Genomic DNA, 21,551 nt, shown 5'->3' on the forward strand with positions numbered 1-21,551 from the left:
CGGAGAAACCGGGGAATCATGAAGCGCATGACGGTGCAGGAGATCCCAGGCGACGACCCCGAACCGATGTACGTCATCCAGGTCAAGGTGCCGATGCGGGCGGGGGAGTTCGTGCACGACGAACTGCTGATCGCGGTCGGCGAGGCGGTGCTCAAGTTCCAGAAGGCGATCCCTGACCGGGCCTGGGAGGCGCGCGTGACTGGCCGGGGACTCCGCACCGCCGCCGAGGGCGGCGCGCCCTAATCAGCCCCCTCGGGACGGCGAACGGCCTCCACCCGGACCGGGCAGGGGCGGTGCCGCCGCTGACTGTCCCTTAGTGGGCCGTTCAGAAACACAGGCGTCGTAGGGGTCCCGCAGGACTTACGTCCCTACAGTTAGGACGCGGAGTGCCGCGGCCACCCGCGCAGCATCGGTGCGAGTGCCGCTCCTCTCCACGAGGGCGCACGTCTCCCGGAGCGCCTGGCCGTCCACACGGCCAGTTGCGAGCGCAGTGCCGATCAGCCCGGCGAGTGCCGACTCCGCCTCCTGCTGGTCAATCCAAACCGCTTGTTCCACGTCGCCGGCGGTGCCCGGGTACGGAGCCGGCTCCGACAGATCCTCGAGCACGGACTGCAGCAGCTCGCGTGCGTGCGGCGTCAGCATGGCCCGCTAACCGTGCCACAGTCCGCCGAGGCCAAAGGGCCGGTTCGAAGCGCCGAGATGTGTCCCTCAGTGGGCCGCTCAGGGACACTCGCCGACGCTCCACCCGCCCTGGTGGTGAGGGCGGTCAACAAGGATCCGGCCCGACGTGCAAGCAGTACAGCACCGACATGAAGTTCGACTTGTCGTCCTCGGCGAGGGCGCCCGGCTTGAACTCGACGACGATCCATCCGGCGAGGCGAACGTCTCCTCCGAGCGCGGCCGCGGCGGCCGAAGCCTGCTGAGCCGAATCAAACCGGCGCAAGGTCAGGGTGGTGGAGTCGACGCCCTGGATGCAGGGCAGCGTCGTTGTGCACAGATCCGCGGTCGCCATCGCGGCGCCCGGCATAGACGGGCCCGGGTCCTCCACGAAGGACGAGAGGTCGATGGCCGAGCGACCGTCATAGCTCAAAAACCACTTGGCGAGCCCGAAGATGCCGATGAGAACGCCGACGATGCCGACGCAGAGGAAGACCAGATCACGTCGAGTCATGTCAACTCCAGCCATGCAGGCGCCGTGGCGTTCTCGAGGCCACTGCGCAATCAGCGACATGCTCGCGCATGACAGGTGAGTCGATGCGGACCTGTCGTCGCTGCGGGTGTCCTCAAGTGGGCCGCTTGGGGACATCGAGGCGTGCCTGTCGTAGCCCATGGGCCGGTGGTCAGGCAGCGCCGTTCTAGTCGTCGCCGCCGGGCAGCGCCTGAGCATGGGCGAGTTGGCCGCGCCAGAAGCGCCGGGCCGCCTCAGCGTGGTCGCCATCGCCGCGCCCAGGTGAGTCCTCGAACGTCAGCCGGCGCGTCAGCCGGTCGATGGCCGTGGCGCGGTCCGATGCGGCGAGCGCGAGCAGACCGAGCAGCCCGTCGGCTGCTGGCCCGTGGGGCTCCACGACGTCGACCTCCCACCCCGGAGCCGGTGCACCGCTGCGGTGCTCCAGAAAGGAACGGGTCAGCTCGTAGCGCCCGAGTGTGTCCAGGAACGGCACGACGACGGCGTTCAGGTGCCGGGCGAGCCGGTCGAGGTCCGATCCGCTAAGTCCCCAGTACTCGATGAGCCGGATGTCGAGGTGGTAGTCACGGAGGGCGGCCCGCTCGACCGGATGAGGCTCGCTCTCGGGATGTGCGGCGTCGAAGCGGGTGCCGAAGGCCACCGCGAGCTCATCACCGCTGGACCCCGGGGAGACGACGTCGACGCGGTCGTCGTGCAGCCGTCGCCAGGTGCGGCCACTCCCGTGGAAGCCGTGCCGGCGGAGCGTGGCCGCCAGATGCCGCCGCAGGAGCGCGTCGACCTCCGCCCGTGCCTGTCGCGGCCCGGGGTCTGCTCGGCCTCGCACGGCGGCCGCCTTCTCCCGCCGAAGTCGTGTGTCCCGATCAGCCGCCTCGGCCTCGGCGCCCAGCGCCGCGCCGATCCGCTTCACCAGGTCACGCCGGGACAGGTCCACCAACAGCTGTCCCAGCACTTCCCGGTCGGCGGATGTCCCGCGGGCGGCCAGGCTGTCGACAGCGGCACCTGCGACCTTCAGGCACAGCGCCTCGGTCACCCCCGGCGCGCCGCTGCTCGCTGCCCCGCGCCGCGCCAGCACGCCCAACAGCTCAGGCACCCACTGCTCCTCGGGCAACAGCCGCGTCGCCACAACCGCGGCGCGGACCATGTCCTCGTTGTCCGGGGCGAACAGTCGCCCGCCGGAGGACCGGTCCTGCCCGTCGCGGGCGATGACGTCGCTGTCGGCAGCCAGCCGCAGCCAGTCGCGCAACAGGTCCCGGGCGGCGGACGCCTCGAGGGCGTCCTGCACCCGCCGCAGCCAGGTCGCCGACGGAGCGCCGGCCCCCAGCTCCCCGAGTCGTCTGACCAGCGCGGTGACCGCGCTCGGGTCATGGGCGCGGACGCACTCGCGGGCCGCAGCACCCCAGCAGTCCCCGTCGTGCAACAGCGAGAGGTCCAGCATGTCCGGTGGCGCCAGCGCGGCCAGCACCCGGTCGGCCAGGGACCGCGTCTGAGGCACCTGCCAGTCGTCCGGGATGCCGGTCAGCCAAGTCCGGCAGCGCTGCAGCTCATCGAACAGCGCGACGTCGGCTGCGCCCGACATCGCAACCCGTTCAGCTCCCCGCAGGGCAGTCGGGACCCGGACGTGGTCGAACTCGCCCCGCTGCCGCACCACACGCAGCGCCAGTCCTGCCGTCGGCGCCGTCCAGGGCAACCGCCGCCGGCGGAGCCGATCGATGACCTCACGCGGCCGGTCACCAGCGGCCGCCTCGTCGCCGGGCGACACAGTCGCCGAGGGTGCCAAGAGCATCAGTAGTGCCGAGAGCTGGTCCTGCGGGTCGGCGAGACGTTCGACGGCCGCTCGGGGCCAGGCCTCCCAGGTGACTCCCGCGGCCGACAGCGCACGATCCACCGCCGCACGGTGCGACTCCAGGTCCGGCACGCGCGTCAGTATCAGGCCCGGTTTCCCTGCCGCTCCGCCGCCCGGAAGTCGACACGCGCATCGATGTCCGCCATCTGTAGCGAGTGCGTGCCCTCAAGTAGGGGCCTCACCTCACTGGAGAAGTACAGGAGGACTGCTCAGCAACCTCCGTTTCGACGGAGGGCAGCGGCGCCCCGTCAGCCTCGCGGTGAGTGGCTGTCAACAGGTCACCGGCGATCCACAGATGTCGCGCGTTCCTCCAGGAGGCCCGGTCCTCGTGCGTGGCTTGCCTCCGCGTCATGCGCTGGGGAGGTGTACCGCGTGGGGAGCGTCGACCGGCGTGCCAACGGGACGTGGCAGGCGCGCTACCGACCTGCGCCCGGTGCCATCCAGATCACCCGGACCTTCAGCCGCAAGGTCGATGCGACTCGCTGGTTGACGGAGCAGACCGCCGCGCTGGCCGAGGGGCGGCACATACATCCGGCGACCGCGAAGCTCACCGTCGGGGAGTGGTGCGACCAATGGCTGGCCGGTTACGGCACCCGTCGCGCCTCCACGGTCCGGCAGGCCGGCGTTCACCTCGCCCACATCCGGGCGGCTTTCGGCACCCGGCCGCTCGCCACCATCCGACCGTCGGACGTGCGCCGCTGGACGGCGGAGCTCAAGGCCGCGGGCGCCGCCGACTCATACGTCTACGCACTGCACCGTCGGCTGTCCCAGCTGATGTCCGACGCCGTGCACGACGGGCTCATCCTGCGATCACCGTGCTCCCACCGGACCTCGCCGGCCGCCGGCAGGCCCAGGCCCTACGTCGCCACCACCGAGCAGGTCTTCGCTCTCCACGACACCGTCGCGGAGCAACTGCGTCCCGCGGTGCTCCTCGGCGCCTTCGCCGGCCTGCGCACCGCCGAGGTCGCCGGCCTGCGGGTCGTCGACGTCGACTTCGAGGCCGGCGTCGTCACTCCGGTCGAGCAGGCCGGCGGAAAGCCGCTCAAGTCGGCGATGAGCGGTCAGTCGATCCCCATCCCGGCCGAGCTCGTCGAGCAGTTGGCGGGCGCGGTGCGACGGTTCCCCGGATCGACCGTCGTCACCGACGGGATCCGCGGTCCGTCGTCCACCTGGGCCATCGAGCGGGCGGTACGGGCGGCTCGGCGCAAGCAAGTGGGATTACCGGAGGACTTCCGCTTCCACGACCTCCGCCACTACTACGCCTCGCTGCTCATCGCGTCGGGACTGGACGTCAAGACGGTGCAGCACCGACTCCGGCACGGATCGGCCACCACGACGCTGAACACCTACGGACACCTGTGGCCCGACCGGGACGAGGCCACCCGAGCTGTGGTCGGTGCGGTGCTCCGGTCGCGATCGCCGAGCGGAAGATCATCCCTGCTGAGAGCAGACTGAGAGCACGAGAAGGGCCGGTGACCTGTTCGCGCAGGTCACCGGCCCAGTCCGCATCAGATGTCGTAGTACATCGCGAACTCGTGCGGGTGCGGGCGGAGGCGGATCGGGTCGATCTCGTTCTCCCGCTTGTACTCGATCCACGTCTCGATCAGGTCGGGCGTGAAGACCCCGCCGTCGATCAGGTAGTCGTGGTCGACCTCGAGCCGGTCGAGGACGGCGTCGAGCGACGCGGGCACCTTGTCGATGCCCATGGCCTCCTCGGGCGGCAGCTCGTAGAGGTCCTTGTCCACCGGGGCCGGCGGCTCGATCTTGTTCTTGATGCCGTCGAGGCCGGCCATCAGCATCGCCGAGAAGGCGAGGTAGGGGTTGGCCGACGGGTCGGGCACGCGGAACTCGATGCGCTTGGCCTTGGGGTTGTCGCCGGAGATCGGGATGCGGCAGCAGGCCGAGCGGTTGCGGGCCGAGTAGACGAGGTTGATCGGGGCCTCGTAGCCGGGCACCAGGCGGTGGTAGCTGTTGACCGTCGGGTTGGTGAAGGCCAGCAGCGACGGCGCGTGGGCCAGCAGGCCGCCGATGTAGTGGCGGGCGGTGTCGGACAGGCCCGCGTAGCCGGTCTCGGCGTGGAAGAGCGGCTCGCCGTCCTTCCACAGGCTCTGGTGGCAGTGCATGCCCGAGCCGTTGTCGCCGAACAGCGGCTTGGGCATGAAGGTCACGGTCTTGCCGTGCGCCCAGGCGGTGTTCTTGATGACGTACTTGAACAGCATCAGGCTGTCGGCCGACCGCAGCAGCGTGTCGAACTTGTAGTTGATCTCGGCCTGGCCGCCGGTGCCGACCTCGTGGTGGCCGCGCTCGAGCTCGAGGCCCACGCCGGTCAGGTTGGCCATCATCGTGGCGCGCAGGTCGCTGTAGTGGTCGAAGGGCTCGACCGGGAAGTAGCCGCCCTTGGCCCGGGTCTTGTAGCCGAGGTTGGGGCCGCCGTTCTCGCCGGTCAGCGACCCGGAGTTCCAGGAGCCCTCGACCGAGTCGATGTGGTAGTAGCCCTCGTTGATGCCGGTCGAGTGCCGGATGGAGTCGAAGATGTAGAACTCCGCCTCCGGCCCGAAGTAGGCGGTGTCGGCGATCCCGCTGCTGGCGAGGTAGGCCTCGGCCTTCTTCGCCACGTTGCGCGGGTCGCGGCTGTAGGCCTCGCGCGTGATCGGGTCGTGGATGAAGAAGTTGACGTTCAGCGTCTTGTGCTTGCGGAACGGGTCGAGGAAGGCGCTGTTGGCGTCGGGCAGCAGCAGCATGTCCGACTCGTTGATCGCCTGGAAGCCGCGGATCGACGAGCCGTCGAAGCCGAGCCCGTCGGAGAAGGTGTCCTCACCGAACGTCGACGCCGGGATGGTGAAGTGCTGCATGACGCCGGGCAGGTCGCAGAAGCGGACGTCGACGAACTCGACGTCGTTGTCGCGGATGTAGGCGGCGACCTCGTCGGGACTGGTGAACATCGATCCTCCGGTATCGGGTGGACAGCCGTCCGAACGCTATGGCCGGGGAGTTGCCCGCCGGTGTCCCGTCTGTTTCGGGGCGGTAACAACGAACCCGGCGTGTCGGGGAGGGGACTCCCCGGGGCGGGCGGGCCTGCGGCGGTCGGGTCCTACGCTGAGAGCATGGTCAGGGACGCGCAGCCACCCTCTCAGGAGCGCCGGCGGGGCGCCTCCCTGGGCCTGCCGGCCGACGGGCCCGGATCGCTGGCGACCTTCGGTAGCCGCGTGCTGGCCTTCCTCGTCGACGCGTTCCTCTCCGCCGTCGTCGCGGGCTTCTTCACCGCCCCGGACCTGCCGGGCAACTGGAGCCTGCTGTCGCTGGCCGTCGTGTACGTCGTCTCCCTCGTCGCCATCGGCCAGACGCCGGGCATGCGGCTGCTCGGGCTGCGCCTGGCCCACCCGCGGCCGGCGTCGCGGCTGGCGCCGTGGCGGGCGGTCGTGCGCACCGCGCTGCTGTTCCTGCTGGTGCCGGCGCTGGTCGTCGACGCCGACGGCCGCGGCCTGCACGACCGGCTGACCGACACCGCCGTCGTCCGCGACAGGTGATCGTCCGGCGCGAGCGGCCCGCCGACCACCGGGCCGTGGCGGACGTGCACCGGGCGGCGTTCCCCACCGACGTCGAGGCCCGGCTCACCGGCGAGCTGCGCGAGGACCCCGGCTTCCTGCCGCACCTGTCGCTGGTCGCGGTCGACGGCGGCGACGTCGTCGGGCACGTGATCGCCACCTGCGGGTGGGTCGAGCCGATCGGCGCCCCGGCGCTCGGGCTCGGCCCGGTCGGCGTGCGGCCGGAGGTCCAGGGCCGCGGCATCGGGACGGTGCTCGTGCACGCGCTGGTCGCCGTCGCCGAGGCCGCGGGGGAGCGGCTGGTCGCGCTGCTGGGCGACCCCGGCTGGTACTCCCGGACGGGCTTCGTCCCCGCCGCGGACCTTCGGGTTGGCGGCGCCGGACCCGGCGTGGGGCGGGCACTTCCGGGCCCGCGCGCTCGCCGACCCCTGGCCGCGCGGCACGTTCCGCTACGCGGCCCCGTTCGACCGCCTCTAGACGACGGGAGCCCCGCACCGTGCGGTGCGGGGCTCCCCATCGGACCGGGGTCAGCGGCGGCGGACCTGCCGCTGGCTGACCGTCATCTGCCGGCCGCCGGGCAGGGGGCCGCCGGGGACCGGCATGCGCGCGCCGCCGAGGGCGGCCAGCCGCCGGCCGAGGGTGTTGACCTCACCGGCGGACAGGTTGCGCGGCAGCTTCATCACGTGGGTGGAGAGCTTGCGCAGCGGGACCTGGCCCTCCTCCTCGCCGACGGTGATGTCGTAGATGGGGGTGTCGCCGACGACGCGGGCGATCTTCTTCTTCTCCTGCGCGATCAGCCCGCGGACCCGGCTGGGGGAGCCCTCGCCGACCAGGATCACGCCCGGGCGGCCGAGCACGCGGTGCACGGAGTCCAGCTGCGCGGTGCCGGCGACGCCGGAGGAGACCCGCCAGTCGCCGCGCATCCCCTCGAGCACCCAGGCGGCGGCGCCGGGTTGGCCCTCCACCTGGCGGTAGGCCGAGCCCTGCGCGCGCCGGCCGAAGACGATCATCGCGGCGAGCAGGCCCAGGACGACCGCGATCGGCAGGAAGAGGAACGGGGCGCCGAAGAGGATCGCCACCAGCTCGACGAGGCCGGCCACCACCACGAAGGCGATGAGCATCAGCCAGGGGAGCTTCGGGTCGTTCTTCGCCGTCAGCGAGTAGGCCTGCTTGATCATGCGGGCCTGGTTGCCGACCTTCTTCAGCCGGCCGACCTTGGGCTGCCCGTCCTTGCCGACCTTCGGGGCCTTGCCCTTGCCGGCGGCGCTCGCCGCGGTGGCACCGCCCGTGGTCCGGCCGCGGGAGCCGGGACCGGTCGCGGCCTTGCCGCGCCCGGACGGCGCGGTGGAGTCTGTGGGCTTGCTGCGTGCCATGTCCCCAGGATAGGGGCGCGCGGGCGCGTCCCCGGTCGGCGCGGGGCAGGGACGGCGGGAATCAGCCCCGAGGGGTCAGACCGCGGGCCTCGACGGCCTGCTGGTAGAGCCGGCCGGCCCGGTAGGAGCTGCGCACGAGCGGCCCGGCGAGCACGCCCGGGAAGCCGATCTCCTCCGCCTGCTGCTGGAAGCCGACGAACTCGTCGGGCTTGACCCAGCGGACGACGGGGTGGTGCCGGGGCGAGGGGCGCAGGTACTGGGTGATGGTCAGCAGGTCGCAGCCGGCCTCGTGCAGCGCGCGCATGGTCTCGACGACCTCGTGCGGCTCCTCGCCCATGCCGAGGATGAGGTTGGACTTGGTGACCAGCCCGGCCTCCCGGGCAGCGGTGATGACGGCGAGCGAGCGCTCGAAGCGGAAGCCGGGGCGGATGCGCTTGAAGATCCGCGGCACGGTCTCGACGTTGTGCGCGAGCACCTCCGGCCGGGAGGAGAACACCTCGGCCAGCTGGGCGGGGTCGGCGTTGAAGTCGGGGATGAGCAGCTCGACGCCGCAGCCGGGGACCGCGGCGTGGATCTGCCGCACGGTCTCGGCGTAGAGCCACGCGCCGCCGTCGGGCAGGTCGTCGCGGGCGACGCCGGTGACGGTGGCGTAGCGGAGCTGCATCGTGGCGACGCTCTCGGCGACGCGGCGGGGCTCGTCGGCGTCGAAGTCGGCGGGCTTGCCGGTGTCGATCTGGCAGAAGTCGCAGCGCCGGGTGCACTGGTCACCGCCGATGAGGAAGGTGGCCTCCCGGTCCTCCCAGCACTCGTAGATGTTGGGGCAGCCGGCCTCTTCGCAGACCGTGTGCAGGCCCTCGCGGCGGACCAGCGACTTCAGCTCGGTGTACTCCGGCCCGGTCTTGAGGCGGGTCTTGATCCACTCGGGCTTGCGCTCGATCGGCACCTGGCTGTTGCGCACCTCGAGGCGCAGCAGCTTGCGGCCGGCGGGACCGATCCGGGACGAGTCGGGGGTGCTGGTCGTCGCCGTCTCGCTCATGATCCCCACGGTACCCCCGGACGCGGACCGCCCCCGCGGCCTCGGGGGAGGCGGCGGGGGCGGTCGCGGGTGTCGCGTGCGGCGTCAGGCCATCCCGGCGGCGGGGCCGGCGGTCGGGCCCTCCTGGGTGTTGCCGCCGCTGGTGAACGGCTCGGGAGCCGTCTCGGTCGGGTCGGTGGCACCCGAGTTGTCGTCGCCCCCCACGTTCTGGGCGTCACGGATGCCCATGTCGTCCTCGGCGGGGGCGGAGTCGCCGGCGACGAACATCGCGTCGGAGACGGTCTTGCCGGACTGGTCGTTGCTCGGTGCGCTGGGCACGGGGTCCTCTCGGTAGCTCGGCACGGGCCCGTCACCGGCCGGGGCCGGCGTCCACGGGTCCTGCTTCCTGCGGCGCAGGAAGGAGAACGTCGCCGCACCGACGGCGAGGGCCAGGAGCACCCACGGCCAGCGGCGCGACCCCGTGTCACTACCCACGGATCGCCTCGCCTGCGCGACCTTCTTCGCGGACTTCCTCTTCGTCTTCCCCGCCGCCTTCGCGGTGCCGCCCACGAGCTCGGCCCGCCTCTGCTCGAGCTCGCCGAGCGCGGTGCCCACCCCGGCGACGACGGTGTCGCGGGCGCTGCCCAGCGCGGGGACGACGGTGTCGCGGGCCGCGGCCACGCGGGGCGCCACCTCGGCGGCCAGCGCCGTGCGGGTGGCGGTCTGCGCGGCCTCGAGCCGGGGCCCGAGGTCGGCGGCGGCCCTGGCGGCAGCGGCGCCCGCGGCGGCCAGCGCCGAGGTCACCGCCGGCCCCGCCGACTCGCGGGCGGCCACGACGCGCGGGGTGAGCGCGTCGACGGCGGCGTCGACCCGCTCGCGCGCGAGCTCCAGCGCGGGGGTGGCCGCGTCGCGGGCGGCCTCCACGCGGGGGGTCAGCGCGTCGACGAGCGCGTCGACGGCGGGGGTGGCGGCGGCGACGGCCGCGGCCACCTTCGGGGCGACGGCCTCGCGGGCGGCGTCGAGGACGGGGCCGGCGGCCTCGCGAGCGGCCTCCACGCGGGGGCCCAGCTGCTCCGCGGCGGCCCGGCCGGCCTCGGTGACGGCGGCGCCGAGGTGGTTCAGGCCCTCCTGCAGCTCGGCCCCGATGACCTGGCCGTGGGACTGGGAGCGGAACACGGATCGCACCTCCGGGTTGATCGACTCCGGCCATCCTGCACGCTCGGCCGGATCGGCACACCCCGGGGCGGCGCCGCTCAGGGGGCCGCGGTGAGCGGCGCCCGGTCGGCGGCGAGCCAGACCAGCAGGTCCCCGACGGGCATCGGCCGGGCGACGGCGTAGCCCTGCGCGACGTCACAGCCCAGTGCCGCGAGCCGCCGGGCGGTGGCCGCGTCCTCGACGCCCTCGGCGACCAGCGTCAGGCCGAGGTCGTGGGCGAGGGCGACGGTGTGCCGCACGATCGCCGCCGCGCGCTCGTCGACGTCGACGTCGGCGGTGAGGCTGCGGTCGAGCTTGAGCTCGTCGGCCGGCAGCCGGCGCAGGTAGGCCAGCGAGCTGTAGCCGGTGCCGTAGTCGTCGATCGAGGTGCGCACGCCGAGGCGGCGCAGCTCGCCGAGCACGGTGCGGCCGCGCTCGGGGTCGGCCATGAGGGTGTCCTCGACCAGCTCGAGGGTGAGCGCCGTCGGCGGCAGCCCGCGGCGGGCCAGCTTCGCGGCGACCTTGCCGGGCAGGTCGAGGTCGGCGACGTTGGCCGCCGACAGGTTCACCGACACCGGCACCCGGTGCTCGCCCCACCAGCGGGCGACCGCGTCGAGGGAGCGCTCCAGCACGGTGTCGGTGAGCGGGCGCATGAGCCCCGCCTGCTCCGCGGCCGGCAGCACGACGCCGGGGCCGACGAGCCCGCGCTCGGGGTGGTGCCAGCGCAGCAGCGCCTCGACGCCGACCACCCGGCCGTCGTCCATGGCGACCTGCGGCTGCAGGTGGACGTCGAGCTGGTCCTCGACCAGCGCGGTGCGCAGCTCCTCCATCGTGCGCAGCCGCTCGCCGGAGCCGCTGTGCGGGTCGGGCACGTAGACGTGCACGCCGGTGCGCTCGGTCTTCGCCGCGTACATGGCGACGTCGGCGCAGCGCAGCAGCTCCTGGACGTCGTCGGCGGGCACCGGGGCGGTGGAGACGCCGACGCTCACGCCGACGTGCAGCCGGATGCCGTCGACGACGAACGGCTGGCGCAGCAGGTCGTGCACGATGCCGGCGCGCTCGGCGGCGCCGTCGAGGTCGGTGTCGGGCAGCAGGACGGCGAACTCGTCGCCGCCGAGGCGGGCGAGCACCTCGCCGGGGCGCAGCGCCGGGGTCAGCCGCGGGCCGACCTGGCCCAGCAGCTGGTCGCCGGCGCCGTGGCCGAGGCTGTCGTTGACCTCCTTGAAGCCGTCGAGGTCGAGCAGCAGCAGCGCGGCCGGGTGCGCGGTGGTCGCCGTGGCGACCACCGTGCGCGCGGTCTCGAGCAGGGCCCGGCGGTTGGGCAGGCCGGTCAGCTCGTCGGTGCGGGCCTCCTGGCGCGCGGAGGCGAAGGAACGGACCTCGCGGAAGGTGACCGCCGTCCGGCCCAGGACGGCGAGCACGCAGCCGACGGCCAGCCAGCCGGCGCTCGAGGGCAGGTGGTCGCCGTAGCCGGCGGCGAGCACGGCGAGCGCGGCCAGCGCGCCGGCCAGCGGCAGCGCGACCAGCCGCCAGGAGATCCGGACGCCGGCCCCCTCCTCGCGCGGCTCGGGGTCGCCGGTGGTGCGCTGGGCGGCGACCCCGGCGCACAGCACGCCGGCCAGCCAGACCAGCTCCAGCGGCCCGCCGTCGGAGTAGCGGCCGGCGACGCTGAGCAGGAACAGCCCGACGTCGGCGACGCAGATGAGGGCGACCGACGCGCTGACCAGCAGCAGCGTGCGGTCCAGGTGAACGCCGAGGATGGCGCCGACCCCGGTGAGCAGGGCGAGGAGCAGGACGTCGGCGGCGGGCCAGGCCAGCTGCAGGTAGGAGACCGTGCCGGCGCCGGTGAGGTAGGGGCCGAGCAGGAAACCGATGCCGACGGCGCCCGTGCCGAGGGCGCCGATGACGCCGTCGAGCCACATGCTCGGGAGGAAGCGGCTCACGCGGGCGCGGATGAAGACGAAGAGCGCCACGTAGAGGAAGGCGTAGGCCACCGTCACGCAGGTGTCGCCGACCACCGACGGCGTCGTCCCCGCCTGGCCGGTCTCGATGATGCGGGCGATGTTGCCGACGCTGGCCAGCAGCAGCGTGGTGCCGATGGCGCGCCAGCCGAGGGCCTCGCGCGGCGCGCGCGGGGCGGTCAGCCAGCAGGCGAGACCCGCCGCGACCCAGGCGACGTGGTAGAGCACGACGTCGTAGACGACGTCCCACACCGCTCCGCCCGGCCGCGGGCCCACGCCGGTCGAGAACGCGGTCACGCCGAGGGCCGCGACCACCAGCAGGAGGTCGCGGGGATCGGTCCCGGTACGCCGGGGGGAGGCCGCGTTCGAGCGCACGAGGACTCCATCGGCGGGTACCCCGCCGACATGCACCCGGGAGGCCTCCGGTCCGACCCCTCCGGGTGAGTCGCGGCCTCGCGCTAGGCTGGGGAGGTGACCGGCGGGCGCCTGCTTCTCCGGCCGTGCTGACCTGATCCACCAGTCAGCACGGCGACCCCTCCTGCGTGAGGGGTTTTTTCATGTCCGCCGACGGATGACCCCGGGAGCACCGCGATGAGCCAGACGGCGAGCCAGCCCACCACCGAGCCTGCGGACGAGGGCGTCCCGCCGCACCGCTACACGCCCGCGCTGGCGCAGCGGATCGAGCTGGAGTGGCAGGACCGGTGGGAGGCCGAGGGCACCTTCCACACGCCCAACCCGACGGGCCGCCTGTCGGAGGGCTTCGACCGGGTCGCCGGCCGGCCCAAGACCTTCATCATGGACATGTTCCCGTACCCCTCGGGTGCGGGCCTGCACGTCGGGCACCCCCTGGGCTACCTGGGCACCGACGTCACCAGCCGGTTCCGCCGCATGGACGGCGACAACGTGCTGCACCCGATGGGCTACGACGCCTTCGGCCTGCCCGCCGAGCAGTACGCGGTGCAGACCGGGCAGCACCCGCGGATCACCACCGAGGCCAACATCGCGGCGATCCGGGCGCAGCTGCGCCGGCTGGGCGTCGACCACGACGAGCGCCGCACCTTCGCCACGATCGACCCCGGCTACTACCGGTGGACGCAGTGGATCTTCCTGAGGATCTTCGGCGCCTGGTTCGACGAGGAGGCCGGGAAGGCCCGCCCGGTGGAGGAGCTGGTCGCCGAGCTGGACGCCGGCACCCGCTCGCCCGCGCCGGGCACCAACCCGTCGGGCCGGCCGTGGGCGGAGCTGTCCGACGTCGAGAAGCGGCAGGTCGTCGACGCGCACCGGCTGGCCTACCGGCACGAGGCGCCGGTGAACTGGTGCCCGGGCCTGGGCACCGTGCTGTCCAACGAGGAGGTCACGCCCGACGGGCGCTCCGAGCGCGGCAACTTCCCGGTGTTCCGGCGCCCGCTGACCCAGTGGATGATGCGGATCACCGCCTACGCCGAGCGGCTGCTGGCCGACCTGGACCGGCTGGACTGGTCGGACTCGGTCAAGCAGATGCAGCGCAACTGGATCGGCCGCTCGACCGGTGCCCGCATCCGTTTCGCCGTCGGGGCGGCGGGGCGGGCGGACGGCTCAGCCGAGACGGTCGAGGTGTTCACCACCCGCCCCGACACCCTGTTCGGCGCCACCTACATGGTGCTGGCGCCCGAGCACCCGCTGGTCGAGACGCTGACCGCCGGCGCGTGGCCCGACGGCACCGACCCGCGGTGGACCGGCGGCGCGGCCACCCCGGCCGAGGCGGTCCGCGAGTACCAGCGACAGGCCTCGCGGCGCTCGGAGCTGGACCGGCAGAACGAGAGCCGGGAGAAGACCGGGGTCTGGCTGGGCGTCACCGCCGTCAACCCGGTGAACGGCCGGGAGCTGCCGGTGTTCATCGCCGACTACGTGCTGACCGGCTACGGGACCGGCGCGATCATGGCCGTCCCCGGCGAGGACACCCGCGACTGGGAGTTCGCCGAGGCGTTCGGCCTGCCCGTCGTGCGCACCGTGCAGCCGCCCGCCGACTTCGACGGCGGCGCGTACACCGGCAGCGGGCCGATGATCAACTCGTCGAACGAGCAGGTGTCGCTGGACGGGCTGACCGACAAGGCCGCCGCCATCGCGCGGATGACGGAGTGGCTGGTGGCCGCGGGCCACGGCGAGGCGACGACCACCTACAAGCTGCGTGACTGGCTGTTCAGCCGGCAGCGCTACTGGGGCGAGCCGTTCCCGATCGTCTACGACGCCGACGGCCTGCCGCGCGCGGTCCCGGAGTCCCTGCTGCCGGTGCTGCTGCCCGAGGTCGACGACTACTCGCCCAAGACCTTCGCCGACGACGACGCCGACTCCGCGCCCGAGCCGCCGCTGTCGCGGGTGGCCGAGTGGACGACCGTCGAGCTGGACCTGGGCGACGGGCTCAAGCCCTACCGCCGCGAGACCAACACGATGCCCAACTGGGCGGGCTCGTGCTGGTACTACCTGCGCTACATCGACCCGGGTGACGACACCCAGATGGTCGACCCGGAGCTGGAGCGCTACTGGATGGGCCCGCGGTCGCCCGGCGACGTCGGCGGCGTGGACCTCTACGTCGGCGGCATGGAGCACGCGGTCCTGCACCTGCTGTACGCGCGGTTCTGGCACAAGGTGCTGCACGACCTGGGCTACGTGTCGAGCGAGGAGCCGTTCCGCCGGCTGGTCAACCAGGGCTACATCTCGGCCTACGCCTACACCGACGAGCGCGGCTTCTACGTGCCCGCCGCCGACGTGGTGGAGGAGGACGGGCGCTTCCTCTACGAGGGCAAGCCGGTCAACCGCGAGTACGGGAAGATCGGCAAGTCCCTGAAGAACATGGTCACGCCCGACGAGATGATCGGCGCCTACGGGGCCGACACCTTCCGCGTGTACGAGATGTCGACCGGCCCGCTGGAGCAGTCGCGGCCGTGGGACACCAAGGCCGTCGTCGGCTCGCAGCGGCTGCTGCAGCGGATCTGGCGCGTCGTGGTCGACGAGCAGACCGGCGCCGTCCGGGCCGCGGACGTGGCTCCCGGTGACGACGAGCTGCGGGCGCTGCACAGGGCCATCGCCGGCGTGCGCGACGGCATGGCCACGCTGCGGTTCAACGTCGCCATCGCCCGGATCGCGGAGCTGACCAACGCGCTGACCGCGGCCTACGGCGCGGAGTCCCCGGTGCCGCGGGAGGTGGCCGAGCCGCTGGTGCTGCTGGTGGCCCCGCTGGCCCCGCACCTGGCCGAGGAGCTGTGGGCGCGCCTGGGGCACACCGGGTCCGTGGCGTGGGCGCCGTTCCCGGTGGCCGACGAGCGCTGGCTGGCCGAGGACACCGTGCAGGTGGCGGTGCAGGTCAACGGCAAGGTGCGGGCCCAGGTGGATGTGCCGGCCGACGCCGACGCCGCGGCGCTGGAGGCGGCGGCACGCGCCGACGAGCGGGTGGCCGCGCAGCTGGCCGGCAAGACGGTGCGGCGCGTGATCGCCGTCCCGGGCCGGCTGGTCAACTTCGTCGTCGGCTGACCCCGCCGTCCGGCCTGGGCCGTCGGCTCAGGCGGGACGGATGCGGATCATGGCGTGGCGCTGGGTGTCCGGGCGGGTGAGCCGCTGCCACAGCCGCGAGCTGGTGTAGGAGATCCGCCACCGCCAGCCGTAGCGGCGGGCGAGGGCGGCCCGCGCCTGCCGCCACTCGTGGGGCGGCATGAGGACGGCGGTGGCCTCGACCGGTTCGCCGAGGAGGCGGCCGCGGACGTCGCAGGGCGCCACGGTGACCCGGGCGGTGTGCCGCAGCCGCTTGACCTTGCCGGACTCCGCGCGGGTCCAGACGACGAGCGTGTCGCCGTCGGGGGCGGCCCACACCGGCGTGGCCACCGGGTCACCGGAGCGGCGGAACGTGGTGAGGCTGACGTACTCGCTGTGCGGCAGGCCGGCCACGGGCGTCAGACGGCCGGGGTGAGGGTGAGCACGCGGCGCACCGCGTCCTCGACGGCGTCGATCACCTCGGCGACGGGGACGTCGCGGCCGAGCTCCGCGGTCAGCGACGTGACGCCCGCGTCGGCGATGCCGCACGGGACGATCGCGCCGAACGCGCCCAGGTCGGGGTCGCAGTTGAGCGCGAAGCCGTGCATGGTCACGCCGCGGGCCACCCGGACGCCGATCGCGGCGATCTTGCGCTCGGGGCGGAACCGGCTGTCCGGACCCGGCGGGTCGGCGGCGACCCAGACGCCGCTGCGCCCCTCGACCCGCTGCGTGGTCACGCCGAGGCCCGCGCAGACCTCCATCAGCGCGTCCTCGAGGCGCCGCACGTGCGCGACGACGTCGACCGGGTCGGGCAGCGCCACGATCGGGTAGCCGACCAGCTGACCCGGCCCGTGCCAGGTGATCTTGCCGCCGCGGTCGACGTCGACCACCGGGGTGCCGTCGAGCGGGCGCTCGTGCGGCTCGGTGCGCCGGCCGGCGGTGTAGACCGACGGGTGCTCGAGGAGCAGCAGCGTGTCGGGGCCCTCCCCGGCCACGCGGGCGGCGTGGATCTCGCGCTGGCGCGCCCACGCCTCCTCGTAGGGGACGGTGCCGGCCCGGACGACGCGCAGTTCGGTCACGGCTCCCAGCCTATGCCCGCGGTCACCGCAGCCGGCGCGGCTCGAGCCGGGTCTCGACGGCGCCGCCGTCGGGCCCCCGCTCCACCCGGTAGGCGGCCTTCCCGGGCCGGTCGGCGACCGCCTCCGCCAGTTCGGTGCCGCGGTAGACCAGGCCGACGCCGTCGTCCGTGGCGTGCCCCGCGGGGAGCGTGCCGTCGGCGACCAGCCGGTGGTACAGCGGCCGGCGCTGCTCCTCGGAGTCGTAGTGGACGCCGTTGGACGTGGGGATCAGCCCGAGGCCGTTCGTCACGGGGCGCAGGTCGGGGCCGAAGGAGTCGGTGGTGCCCCCGACGTGCCAGCACAGCGAACCCGCCGACACCCCGCCCAGCACGACGCCCGCCTCCCACACCTCGCGGAACACCTCGTCGAGGCCGTGCACCCGCCACACGGCGAGCAGGTTCGCGACGCTGCCCCCGCCCACCCAGACGACGTCCTGGGCCAGCAGGTGCGCCCGCACGTCGGCGACCGTGGGCATCGGGAACAGGCTCAGGTGGCTGACCCGCACCCGGCTGCCGGCGAAGGCGCCGTACACACCGGCCAGCCGCGCCGGGTCGTCGCCGGTGGCGGTGCCGAGCCAGCACAGCCGCGGCTGCCCGGGCGCGCCGGCGAGTTCGGCGGCGAGGTCGAACACCGGACCGGGCGCCCAGTCGGAGGGGCCCCGGCCGCGGGAGTCGAAGCCGATGCTGGTGGCCAGGATCGTCGGGGCGGTGGCGGGCATCAGGCGGCTCCGGCGGTGCCCGGGCGCAGCGCCCGCAGGACCGCGGCGGCGGTGCGCCGGCCGCTGGCCATGGCGCCCTGGATCGACGGGGTGTCGCGGTGGTCGCCGCAGACGTACAGCCCGCCGCCGAGGTCGACCGGCCGGAGGTGACGCAACGGGGGCAGGGCGGCGGGCTGGGCGCCGGTCACCGTCACGGTGGTCAGGTGCTCGAGGTCGGCCGCGGCGACGTCGTGCAGCCGGGCCACCTCGTCGCGCACGTCGGCCTCCCGGGTGGGGGCCAGGCTGTTGCTCGCGACCAGCGCCCGCCCGTCGGGGGAGTAGGCCGGCTGCGCGTCGCTGAGCACCACGCTGTTGACCAGCTGCCCGCCCGGGGTGCCCAGGACGATGAGCGGCTCTATCCACGGCGAGGACGGCAGCACGTGGTAGTGCGTGGTCACCTGGCGGGGCGCGGAGGCCTCGACGGCGGGGACCAGGCCGGCGGCGGTGCCGGGATCGGTGGCCACCACGACGGCGTCGGCCCGCACGGGACCGGCGTCGCTGGTGACGCTGGTCCCGGTGACCGCCTCGACCCGGACCCCGGTGTGCACGCGGCCGGCGCCCACCCGGCCCGCGAGCTGCTCGCCGATCGCCTGGATGCCGGCCGCGGGCAGGCCGGTGCCGCCGCGGGCGAAGCTGCGCCACAGCAGGTCGAGGTAGCGGCTGGAGGTCTCCAGCCGGTCCTCGAGCAGCACGCCGGCGAGGAACGGGCCGAAGAAGCGCTCCAGCGCCGCGGTGCCGACGCCCGCCTGCCGCAGGTGCTCGGCCGCCGTGGTCTCCCGGGCGCCGAGCAGCCGGCGGACCGGCCAGTAGCCGGCCCGCGCGGAGAACGCGGCGATGGCCGCCTTCTGCGGCAGCGACCCGATCGGTGCCCGCAGCGTGTCGAGCGCCGCGCCCGGCCGGCGCCGCGGATCGGCCACCCGGTGCGCCGACCCGTCGACCCGGACGACGGCGCCGGGCACGAAGTAGCCGAGGTCGAGGGCGGGCAGGTCGAGGTCGGCGGCGCGCGGATAGCCGGTGTTGAACACCTGGAACCCGCGGTCGACGACGAACCCGTCGACCTGCTCGGTGGCCAGGCGGCCACCGGCGTGCGCGGCGGCCTCCAGCACGTGCACGTCGACGCCGGCCGCGGCCAGCCGGGTGGCCACCGACAGGCCGGCGAGCCCCGCACCGACCACGACGACCTCGGCACGGGCGGGGAGCGGCATGGCCCCGAACCTAGGCGCAGGACGACCGCCACACCCGTCGGGCGGCCGGGCTGTGGACGGCTCCCCGGCCTGTGGACGGCCGGAGCGGGCGGAGCGCGGCGGGACCTACCGTCCCGGCCGTGTCCGCGCCTCCCGATGACGACGAGTGCCCGCTACCGCCCGTCGTGCCCGGCTACCTGCTCGACCGCCTGCTCGGCCGGGGCGGCTCGGGCGAGGTCTGGCGCGCCCGCCCGCGTGGTGGCGGCCCGCCGGTGGCGGTCAAGGTCCTGGTGGCCGGCGACGCCGCCCGGCAGGCGCGCGAGGCCGCCCTGCTCGGGGCGCTCGACCACCCGCACCTGGTCCGGCTGCACGAGGTGGTGCACCAGCCCCGCCGCGGCGGTCCGGCGCGGGTGGCGCTCGTCCTCGACCTGCTGGAGGGCGGCAGCCTGGCCGCGCTGCTCGCCCGCCGGGGCCGCTTGCGGCCCGGGGAGGTCGTCACCGCGCTGGCGCCGGTCGCGGCGGCGCTCGCCCGAGCGCACGAGGAGGGCGTCGTGCACGGCGACCTCTCGCCGGGCAACGTCGTCTTCACCGCGGAGGGGCGTCCGGTGCTCACCGACCTCGGCGTGGCCCGGGTGCTCGGCGAGGAGGCGGCCGGTGAGGTCACCCCGGCCTACGTCGACCCGGCGGTCGCCCGCGGGGCCGCGCCGGGCCCGGCCTCCGACGTCTTCGGCGTGGCGGCGGCCGCCTTCCACGCGCTCACCGGGGTACCGCCGTGGAACGCCGCCACTCCCGCCGACACCCTGGCCCTGGCGGCAGTGGGGGAGCTGCCCGACCTCGCCGCCCTGGCGCCCGGGTGCCCGCCCGGGCTCCTCGAGGTGGTCGCCCGGGGCCTGTCGGCCGATCCGCACGCCCGGGGCTCGGCCGCCGCGTTCGCCCTCGACCTCCGGCACGCCTGCCGGCCCGAGGCCGTCCGGCTCCCTGCGGCCGGCATGCCGGACGCCGACCTCGCCGACCCCGGCCGGGGCCCGCGCACGGAGCTCACCCACCAGGTGCCCGGTCGGCACCGCCGTCCCGCGCCGCGGGAGGTGCCGCCGCCCGCGCGCCGCCCGCGACTGCCCTCGCGGGCCCTGCTCCGCCGCGGGGCGGTCGCCGCCGGGACGGCGCTGCTCGTCGCCGTCGCCGTCTGGGGCGGCCTGCTGTGGTCGCGGTCGGGCCCGGGCGCCGCACGGGTTCCGGCTGAGGCGGCGGGGACCGCCACCGCCGCGGGGACCGCCACCGGGACCACCCCGCGGACCGGCCCGGCGGCCCCGGCATCCCCGCCGGACGCGGGGTACCCGACACCCGCTCCGGTCTTCCCCGAGCCCGTCCTCCCCGCTCCGGAGCCCGTCCCGGCTCCCGCTCCGGGCTCCGCTCCGGATCCCGCGGGAGAGACCGACTGGACCGCCGTCCTCGGCGCCCTCTACGACCGCCGCGCCGAGGCCTTCACCACCGGGGACGCATCCCTGCTCGACGGCGTCTACACCGCCGACAGCCCGCTCCTGGCCACCGACCGTGCCTTCCTCGACGCGCTGGCCTCGGCCGGCGAGCTCCTGCGCGACTTCCGGCCGGCCGTCACGGAGGTCGAGGCGGCCGCGGCGCCCACCGCGGACGGGCAGGTCCGGGTCGACCTGGTCGACTCCTGGCCGGCCTACACGGTGGTGTCCGCCGCCGACCCCGACGGCCCGGCCCTGCGCACGGAGCCCGGCCGGGCGCCCGTGGCGGTGTCGATGGTGCTGGTGCCCGGCCCGGACGGCTGGCGGATCGGCTCGGCGGGGCGGCTGGCGTGAGCCGGTCAGCGTCGCGCCAGCGCCTCCCGCAGGGCCGAGGACAGCGTGTCGTGCGTGAAGCGGTACCCGGCTGCCTGGAGCGCGGCCGGGACCGCGCGCTGCCCGGCGAGCACGCTCGACCGGCCGAACTCACCCAGGCCGGCGCGGATCGCGAAGGCCGGCACCGGCAGGACGGCGGGCCGGCGGACGGCGGCGGCCAGCTCCCGGACGAAGACGGCGTTGGGCACGGGCTCGGGCCCGGTCAGGTTCACCGGCCCGCGGACGCCGTCGGCGGTGAGCAGGAACCGGATGGCGGCGATCTCGTCGGCGAGGCCGACCCAGGGCCAGTACTGCCGGCCCGAGCCCATCCGGCCGCCCAGGCCGAGGCGGAACACGGTGCCGAGGATCTTCACGAGCATCGCGCCGCGGTCGATGACCAGCCCGGTCCGCAGGGTCACCACCCGCACGCCGGCGTCCGCGGCCGGCCGGGTGGCGGCCTCCCACTCGACGCAGACGTGGGCCAGGAAGTCCTCACCCGGCGGGGCCTGCTCGTCGGTGACGCGGTCACCGGTGTCGCCGTAGTAGCCGACCGCCGATGCCGACAGCAGCACGCGCGGCCGGGAGGGGTCCGCGGCGGACGCGGTGGCCAGCGCCTCGCTGATGGTGGTGGTGCTGTCGACCCGGCTGGCGAGCAGGTCCCGCTTGTAGGAGGCGGTGAACGGGCGCGGCCGGATGGGGGTGCCGGCCAGGTTCACCACGGCGTCGACGTCGGCCAGCAGCGCGGGGTCGATGCGCCGGTGCTGGGGGTCCCAGCGGTGCTCGTCGGCCGTGCGCGGGGTGCGCCGGACCAGCCGGATCACCTCGTGGCCGTCCTCGCGCAGGGCGGGGACCAGCGCCGACCCGATGAGGCCGGAGGCCCCGGTGACAGCGATCTTCATGACGCTCCTCGTCCCCCCTGGCACGGAAGCGGGGGGGGGGGGGGGGGGGGGGGGGGGGGGGGGGGGGGGGGGGGGGGGGGGGGGGGGGGGGGGGGGGGGGGGGGGGGGGGGGGGGGGGGGGGGGGCGC

17 protein-coding genes and 1 pseudogene are annotated in these 21,551 nt (G+C 74.7%); 6 read left to right on the forward strand and 12 right to left on the reverse strand.

Annotated elements, in window-relative coordinates:
- The first annotated feature begins 27 nt into the window (after nucleotides 1–27).
- Nucleotides 28–243 carry a hypothetical protein gene (locus tag ACI79X_RS20420; protein ID WP_457027248.1) on the forward strand — a complete coding sequence of 72 codons (216 nt, stop codon included), beginning with the start codon at nucleotides 28–30 and terminating at the stop codon, nucleotides 241–243.
- Between the two features lie 523 nt (nucleotides 244–766).
- On the opposite strand, the gene ACI79X_RS20425 is transcribed toward ACI79X_RS20420, so the two are convergent.
- Nucleotides 767–1,231: a hypothetical protein gene (locus ACI79X_RS20425; protein WP_457027249.1), complete on the reverse strand. Its 465-nt coding sequence runs from the start codon at nucleotides 1,229–1,231 to the stop codon at nucleotides 767–769.
- A gap of 124 nt (nucleotides 1,232–1,355) precedes the next feature.
- Nucleotides 1,356–3,101, reverse strand: a complete 1,746-nt coding sequence (locus ACI79X_RS20430) for a DUF4304 domain-containing protein (RefSeq protein ID WP_457027250.1) — start codon at nucleotides 3,099–3,101, stop codon at nucleotides 1,356–1,358.
- A gap of 300 nt (nucleotides 3,102–3,401) precedes the next feature.
- Between ACI79X_RS20430 and ACI79X_RS20435 the strand changes: the two genes are divergently transcribed.
- Nucleotides 3,402–4,484 (forward strand): tyrosine-type recombinase/integrase, encoded by a 1,083-nt coding sequence (locus ACI79X_RS20435; protein ID WP_457027251.1) that lies wholly within the window; start codon nucleotides 3,402–3,404, stop codon nucleotides 4,482–4,484.
- 53 nt (nucleotides 4,485–4,537) lie between these two features.
- On the opposite strand, the gene glnA is transcribed toward ACI79X_RS20435, so the two are convergent.
- Nucleotides 4,538–5,971, reverse strand: coding sequence for a type I glutamate--ammonia ligase (gene glnA / locus ACI79X_RS20440; RefSeq protein ID WP_457027252.1), 1,434 nt, complete (start codon nucleotides 5,969–5,971; stop codon nucleotides 4,538–4,540).
- A gap of 162 nt (nucleotides 5,972–6,133) precedes the next feature.
- Between glnA and ACI79X_RS20445 the strand changes: the two genes are divergently transcribed.
- Complete coding sequence (locus tag ACI79X_RS20445) at nucleotides 6,134–6,556, forward strand: RDD family protein (protein ID WP_457027253.1); 423 nt, start codon at nucleotides 6,134–6,136, stop codon at nucleotides 6,554–6,556.
- Nucleotides 6,553–6,912, forward strand: a pseudogene (locus ACI79X_RS20450) (GNAT family N-acetyltransferase); the annotation flags it as partial. The gene ACI79X_RS20445 and the pseudogene ACI79X_RS20450, both read left to right, overlap by 4 nt.
- A gap of 189 nt (nucleotides 6,913–7,101) precedes the next feature.
- Here ACI79X_RS20450 and ACI79X_RS20455 read toward each other — a convergent pair.
- The 4 genes from ACI79X_RS20455 to ACI79X_RS20470 form a co-directional block, all read right to left on the reverse strand.
- Nucleotides 7,102–7,947, reverse strand: coding sequence for a DUF4191 domain-containing protein (locus ACI79X_RS20455; protein ID WP_457027254.1), 846 nt, complete (start codon nucleotides 7,945–7,947; stop codon nucleotides 7,102–7,104).
- Nucleotides 7,948–8,008: 61 nt separating this feature from the next.
- Nucleotides 8,009–8,983, reverse strand: a complete 975-nt coding sequence (lipA, locus tag ACI79X_RS20460; RefSeq protein ID WP_457027255.1) for a lipoyl synthase — start codon at nucleotides 8,981–8,983, stop codon at nucleotides 8,009–8,011.
- Between the two features lie 84 nt (nucleotides 8,984–9,067).
- Nucleotides 9,068–10,138, reverse strand: a complete 1,071-nt coding sequence (locus ACI79X_RS20465) for a hypothetical protein (protein WP_457027256.1) — start codon at nucleotides 10,136–10,138, stop codon at nucleotides 9,068–9,070.
- Nucleotides 10,139–10,215: 77 nt separating this feature from the next.
- The gene (locus ACI79X_RS20470) at nucleotides 10,216–12,492 is read right to left on the reverse strand and encodes a putative bifunctional diguanylate cyclase/phosphodiesterase (protein WP_457027257.1); all 2,277 of its coding nucleotides are present in this window, start codon (nucleotides 12,490–12,492) and stop codon (nucleotides 10,216–10,218) included.
- Nucleotides 12,493–12,708: 216 nt separating this feature from the next.
- On the opposite strand from ACI79X_RS20470, the gene leuS reads away from it, so the two are divergent.
- Nucleotides 12,709–15,624: a leucine--tRNA ligase gene (gene leuS / locus ACI79X_RS20475; protein WP_457027258.1), complete on the forward strand. Its 2,916-nt coding sequence runs from the start codon at nucleotides 12,709–12,711 to the stop codon at nucleotides 15,622–15,624.
- A 27-nt stretch (nucleotides 15,625–15,651) separates the two neighbouring features.
- On the opposite strand, the gene ACI79X_RS20480 is transcribed toward leuS, so the two are convergent.
- The 4 genes from ACI79X_RS20480 to ACI79X_RS20495 are packed head-to-tail and all read right to left on the reverse strand — an operon-like array spanning nucleotide 15,652 to nucleotide 18,701.
- Nucleotides 15,652–16,035 carry a PPOX class F420-dependent oxidoreductase gene (locus tag ACI79X_RS20480; RefSeq protein ID WP_457027259.1) on the reverse strand — a complete coding sequence of 128 codons (384 nt, stop codon included), beginning with the start codon at nucleotides 16,033–16,035 and terminating at the stop codon, nucleotides 15,652–15,654.
- A gap of 5 nt (nucleotides 16,036–16,040) precedes the next feature.
- On the reverse strand, nucleotides 16,041–16,700 hold the full coding sequence (lipB, locus tag ACI79X_RS20485) for a lipoyl(octanoyl) transferase LipB (protein ID WP_457027260.1): 660 nt from the start codon (nucleotides 16,698–16,700) through the stop codon (nucleotides 16,041–16,043).
- A 22-nt stretch (nucleotides 16,701–16,722) separates the two neighbouring features.
- On the reverse strand, nucleotides 16,723–17,457 hold the full coding sequence (locus ACI79X_RS20490) for a Type 1 glutamine amidotransferase-like domain-containing protein (protein ID WP_457027261.1): 735 nt from the start codon (nucleotides 17,455–17,457) through the stop codon (nucleotides 16,723–16,725).
- A complete protein-coding gene (locus ACI79X_RS20495; RefSeq protein ID WP_457027262.1) occupies nucleotides 17,457–18,701 on the reverse strand; it encodes an NAD(P)/FAD-dependent oxidoreductase in 1,245 nt (414 codons plus the stop codon). The genes ACI79X_RS20490 and ACI79X_RS20495 overlap by 1 nt, the downstream gene beginning before the upstream one ends.
- Nucleotides 18,702–18,820: 119 nt before the next feature.
- Between ACI79X_RS20495 and ACI79X_RS20500 the strand changes: the two genes are divergently transcribed.
- Complete coding sequence (locus tag ACI79X_RS20500) at nucleotides 18,821–20,506, forward strand: serine/threonine-protein kinase (protein ID WP_457027263.1); 1,686 nt, start codon at nucleotides 18,821–18,823, stop codon at nucleotides 20,504–20,506.
- Nucleotides 20,507–20,511: 5 nt separating this feature from the next.
- Here ACI79X_RS20500 and ACI79X_RS20505 read toward each other — a convergent pair whose 3' ends face one another.
- Complete coding sequence (locus ACI79X_RS20505; protein WP_457027264.1) at nucleotides 20,512–21,423, reverse strand: TIGR01777 family oxidoreductase; 912 nt, start codon at nucleotides 21,421–21,423, stop codon at nucleotides 20,512–20,514.
- Between the last annotated feature and the right edge of the window lie 128 nt (nucleotides 21,424–21,551).

It is taken from the genome of Geodermatophilus sp. SYSU D01119 (genome assembly GCF_054049975.1).

What these genes read in the sequence shown, in the direction of transcription:
- glnA (WP_457027252.1), bottom strand. Translation starts at nt 5,971, where the DNA reads ATGTTCACCAGTCCCGACGAGGTCGCCGCCTACATCCGCGACAACGAC.
- leuS (WP_457027258.1), top strand. Translation starts at nt 12,709, where the DNA reads ATGAGCCAGACGGCGAGCCAGCCCACCACCGAGCCTGCGGACGAGGGC.
- ACI79X_RS20425 (WP_457027249.1), bottom strand. Translation starts at nt 1,231, where the DNA reads ATGTCGCTGATTGCGCAGTGGCCTCGAGAACGCCACGGCGCCTGCATG.
- ACI79X_RS20455 (WP_457027254.1), bottom strand. Translation starts at nt 7,947, where the DNA reads ATGGCACGCAGCAAGCCCACAGACTCCACCGCGCCGTCCGGGCGCGGC.
- ACI79X_RS20445 (WP_457027253.1), top strand. Translation starts at nt 6,134, where the DNA reads ATGGTCAGGGACGCGCAGCCACCCTCTCAGGAGCGCCGGCGGGGCGCC.
- ACI79X_RS20505 (WP_457027264.1), bottom strand. Translation starts at nt 21,423, where the DNA reads ATGAAGATCGCTGTCACCGGGGCCTCCGGCCTCATCGGGTCGGCGCTG.
- ACI79X_RS20420 (WP_457027248.1), top strand. Translation starts at nt 28, where the DNA reads ATGACGGTGCAGGAGATCCCAGGCGACGACCCCGAACCGATGTACGTC.
- ACI79X_RS20490 (WP_457027261.1), bottom strand. Translation starts at nt 17,457, where the DNA reads ATGCCCGCCACCGCCCCGACGATCCTGGCCACCAGCATCGGCTTCGAC.
- lipA (WP_457027255.1), bottom strand. Translation starts at nt 8,983, where the DNA reads ATGAGCGAGACGGCGACGACCAGCACCCCCGACTCGTCCCGGATCGGT.
- ACI79X_RS20495 (WP_457027262.1), bottom strand. Translation starts at nt 18,701, where the DNA reads ATGCCGCTCCCCGCCCGTGCCGAGGTCGTCGTGGTCGGTGCGGGGCTC.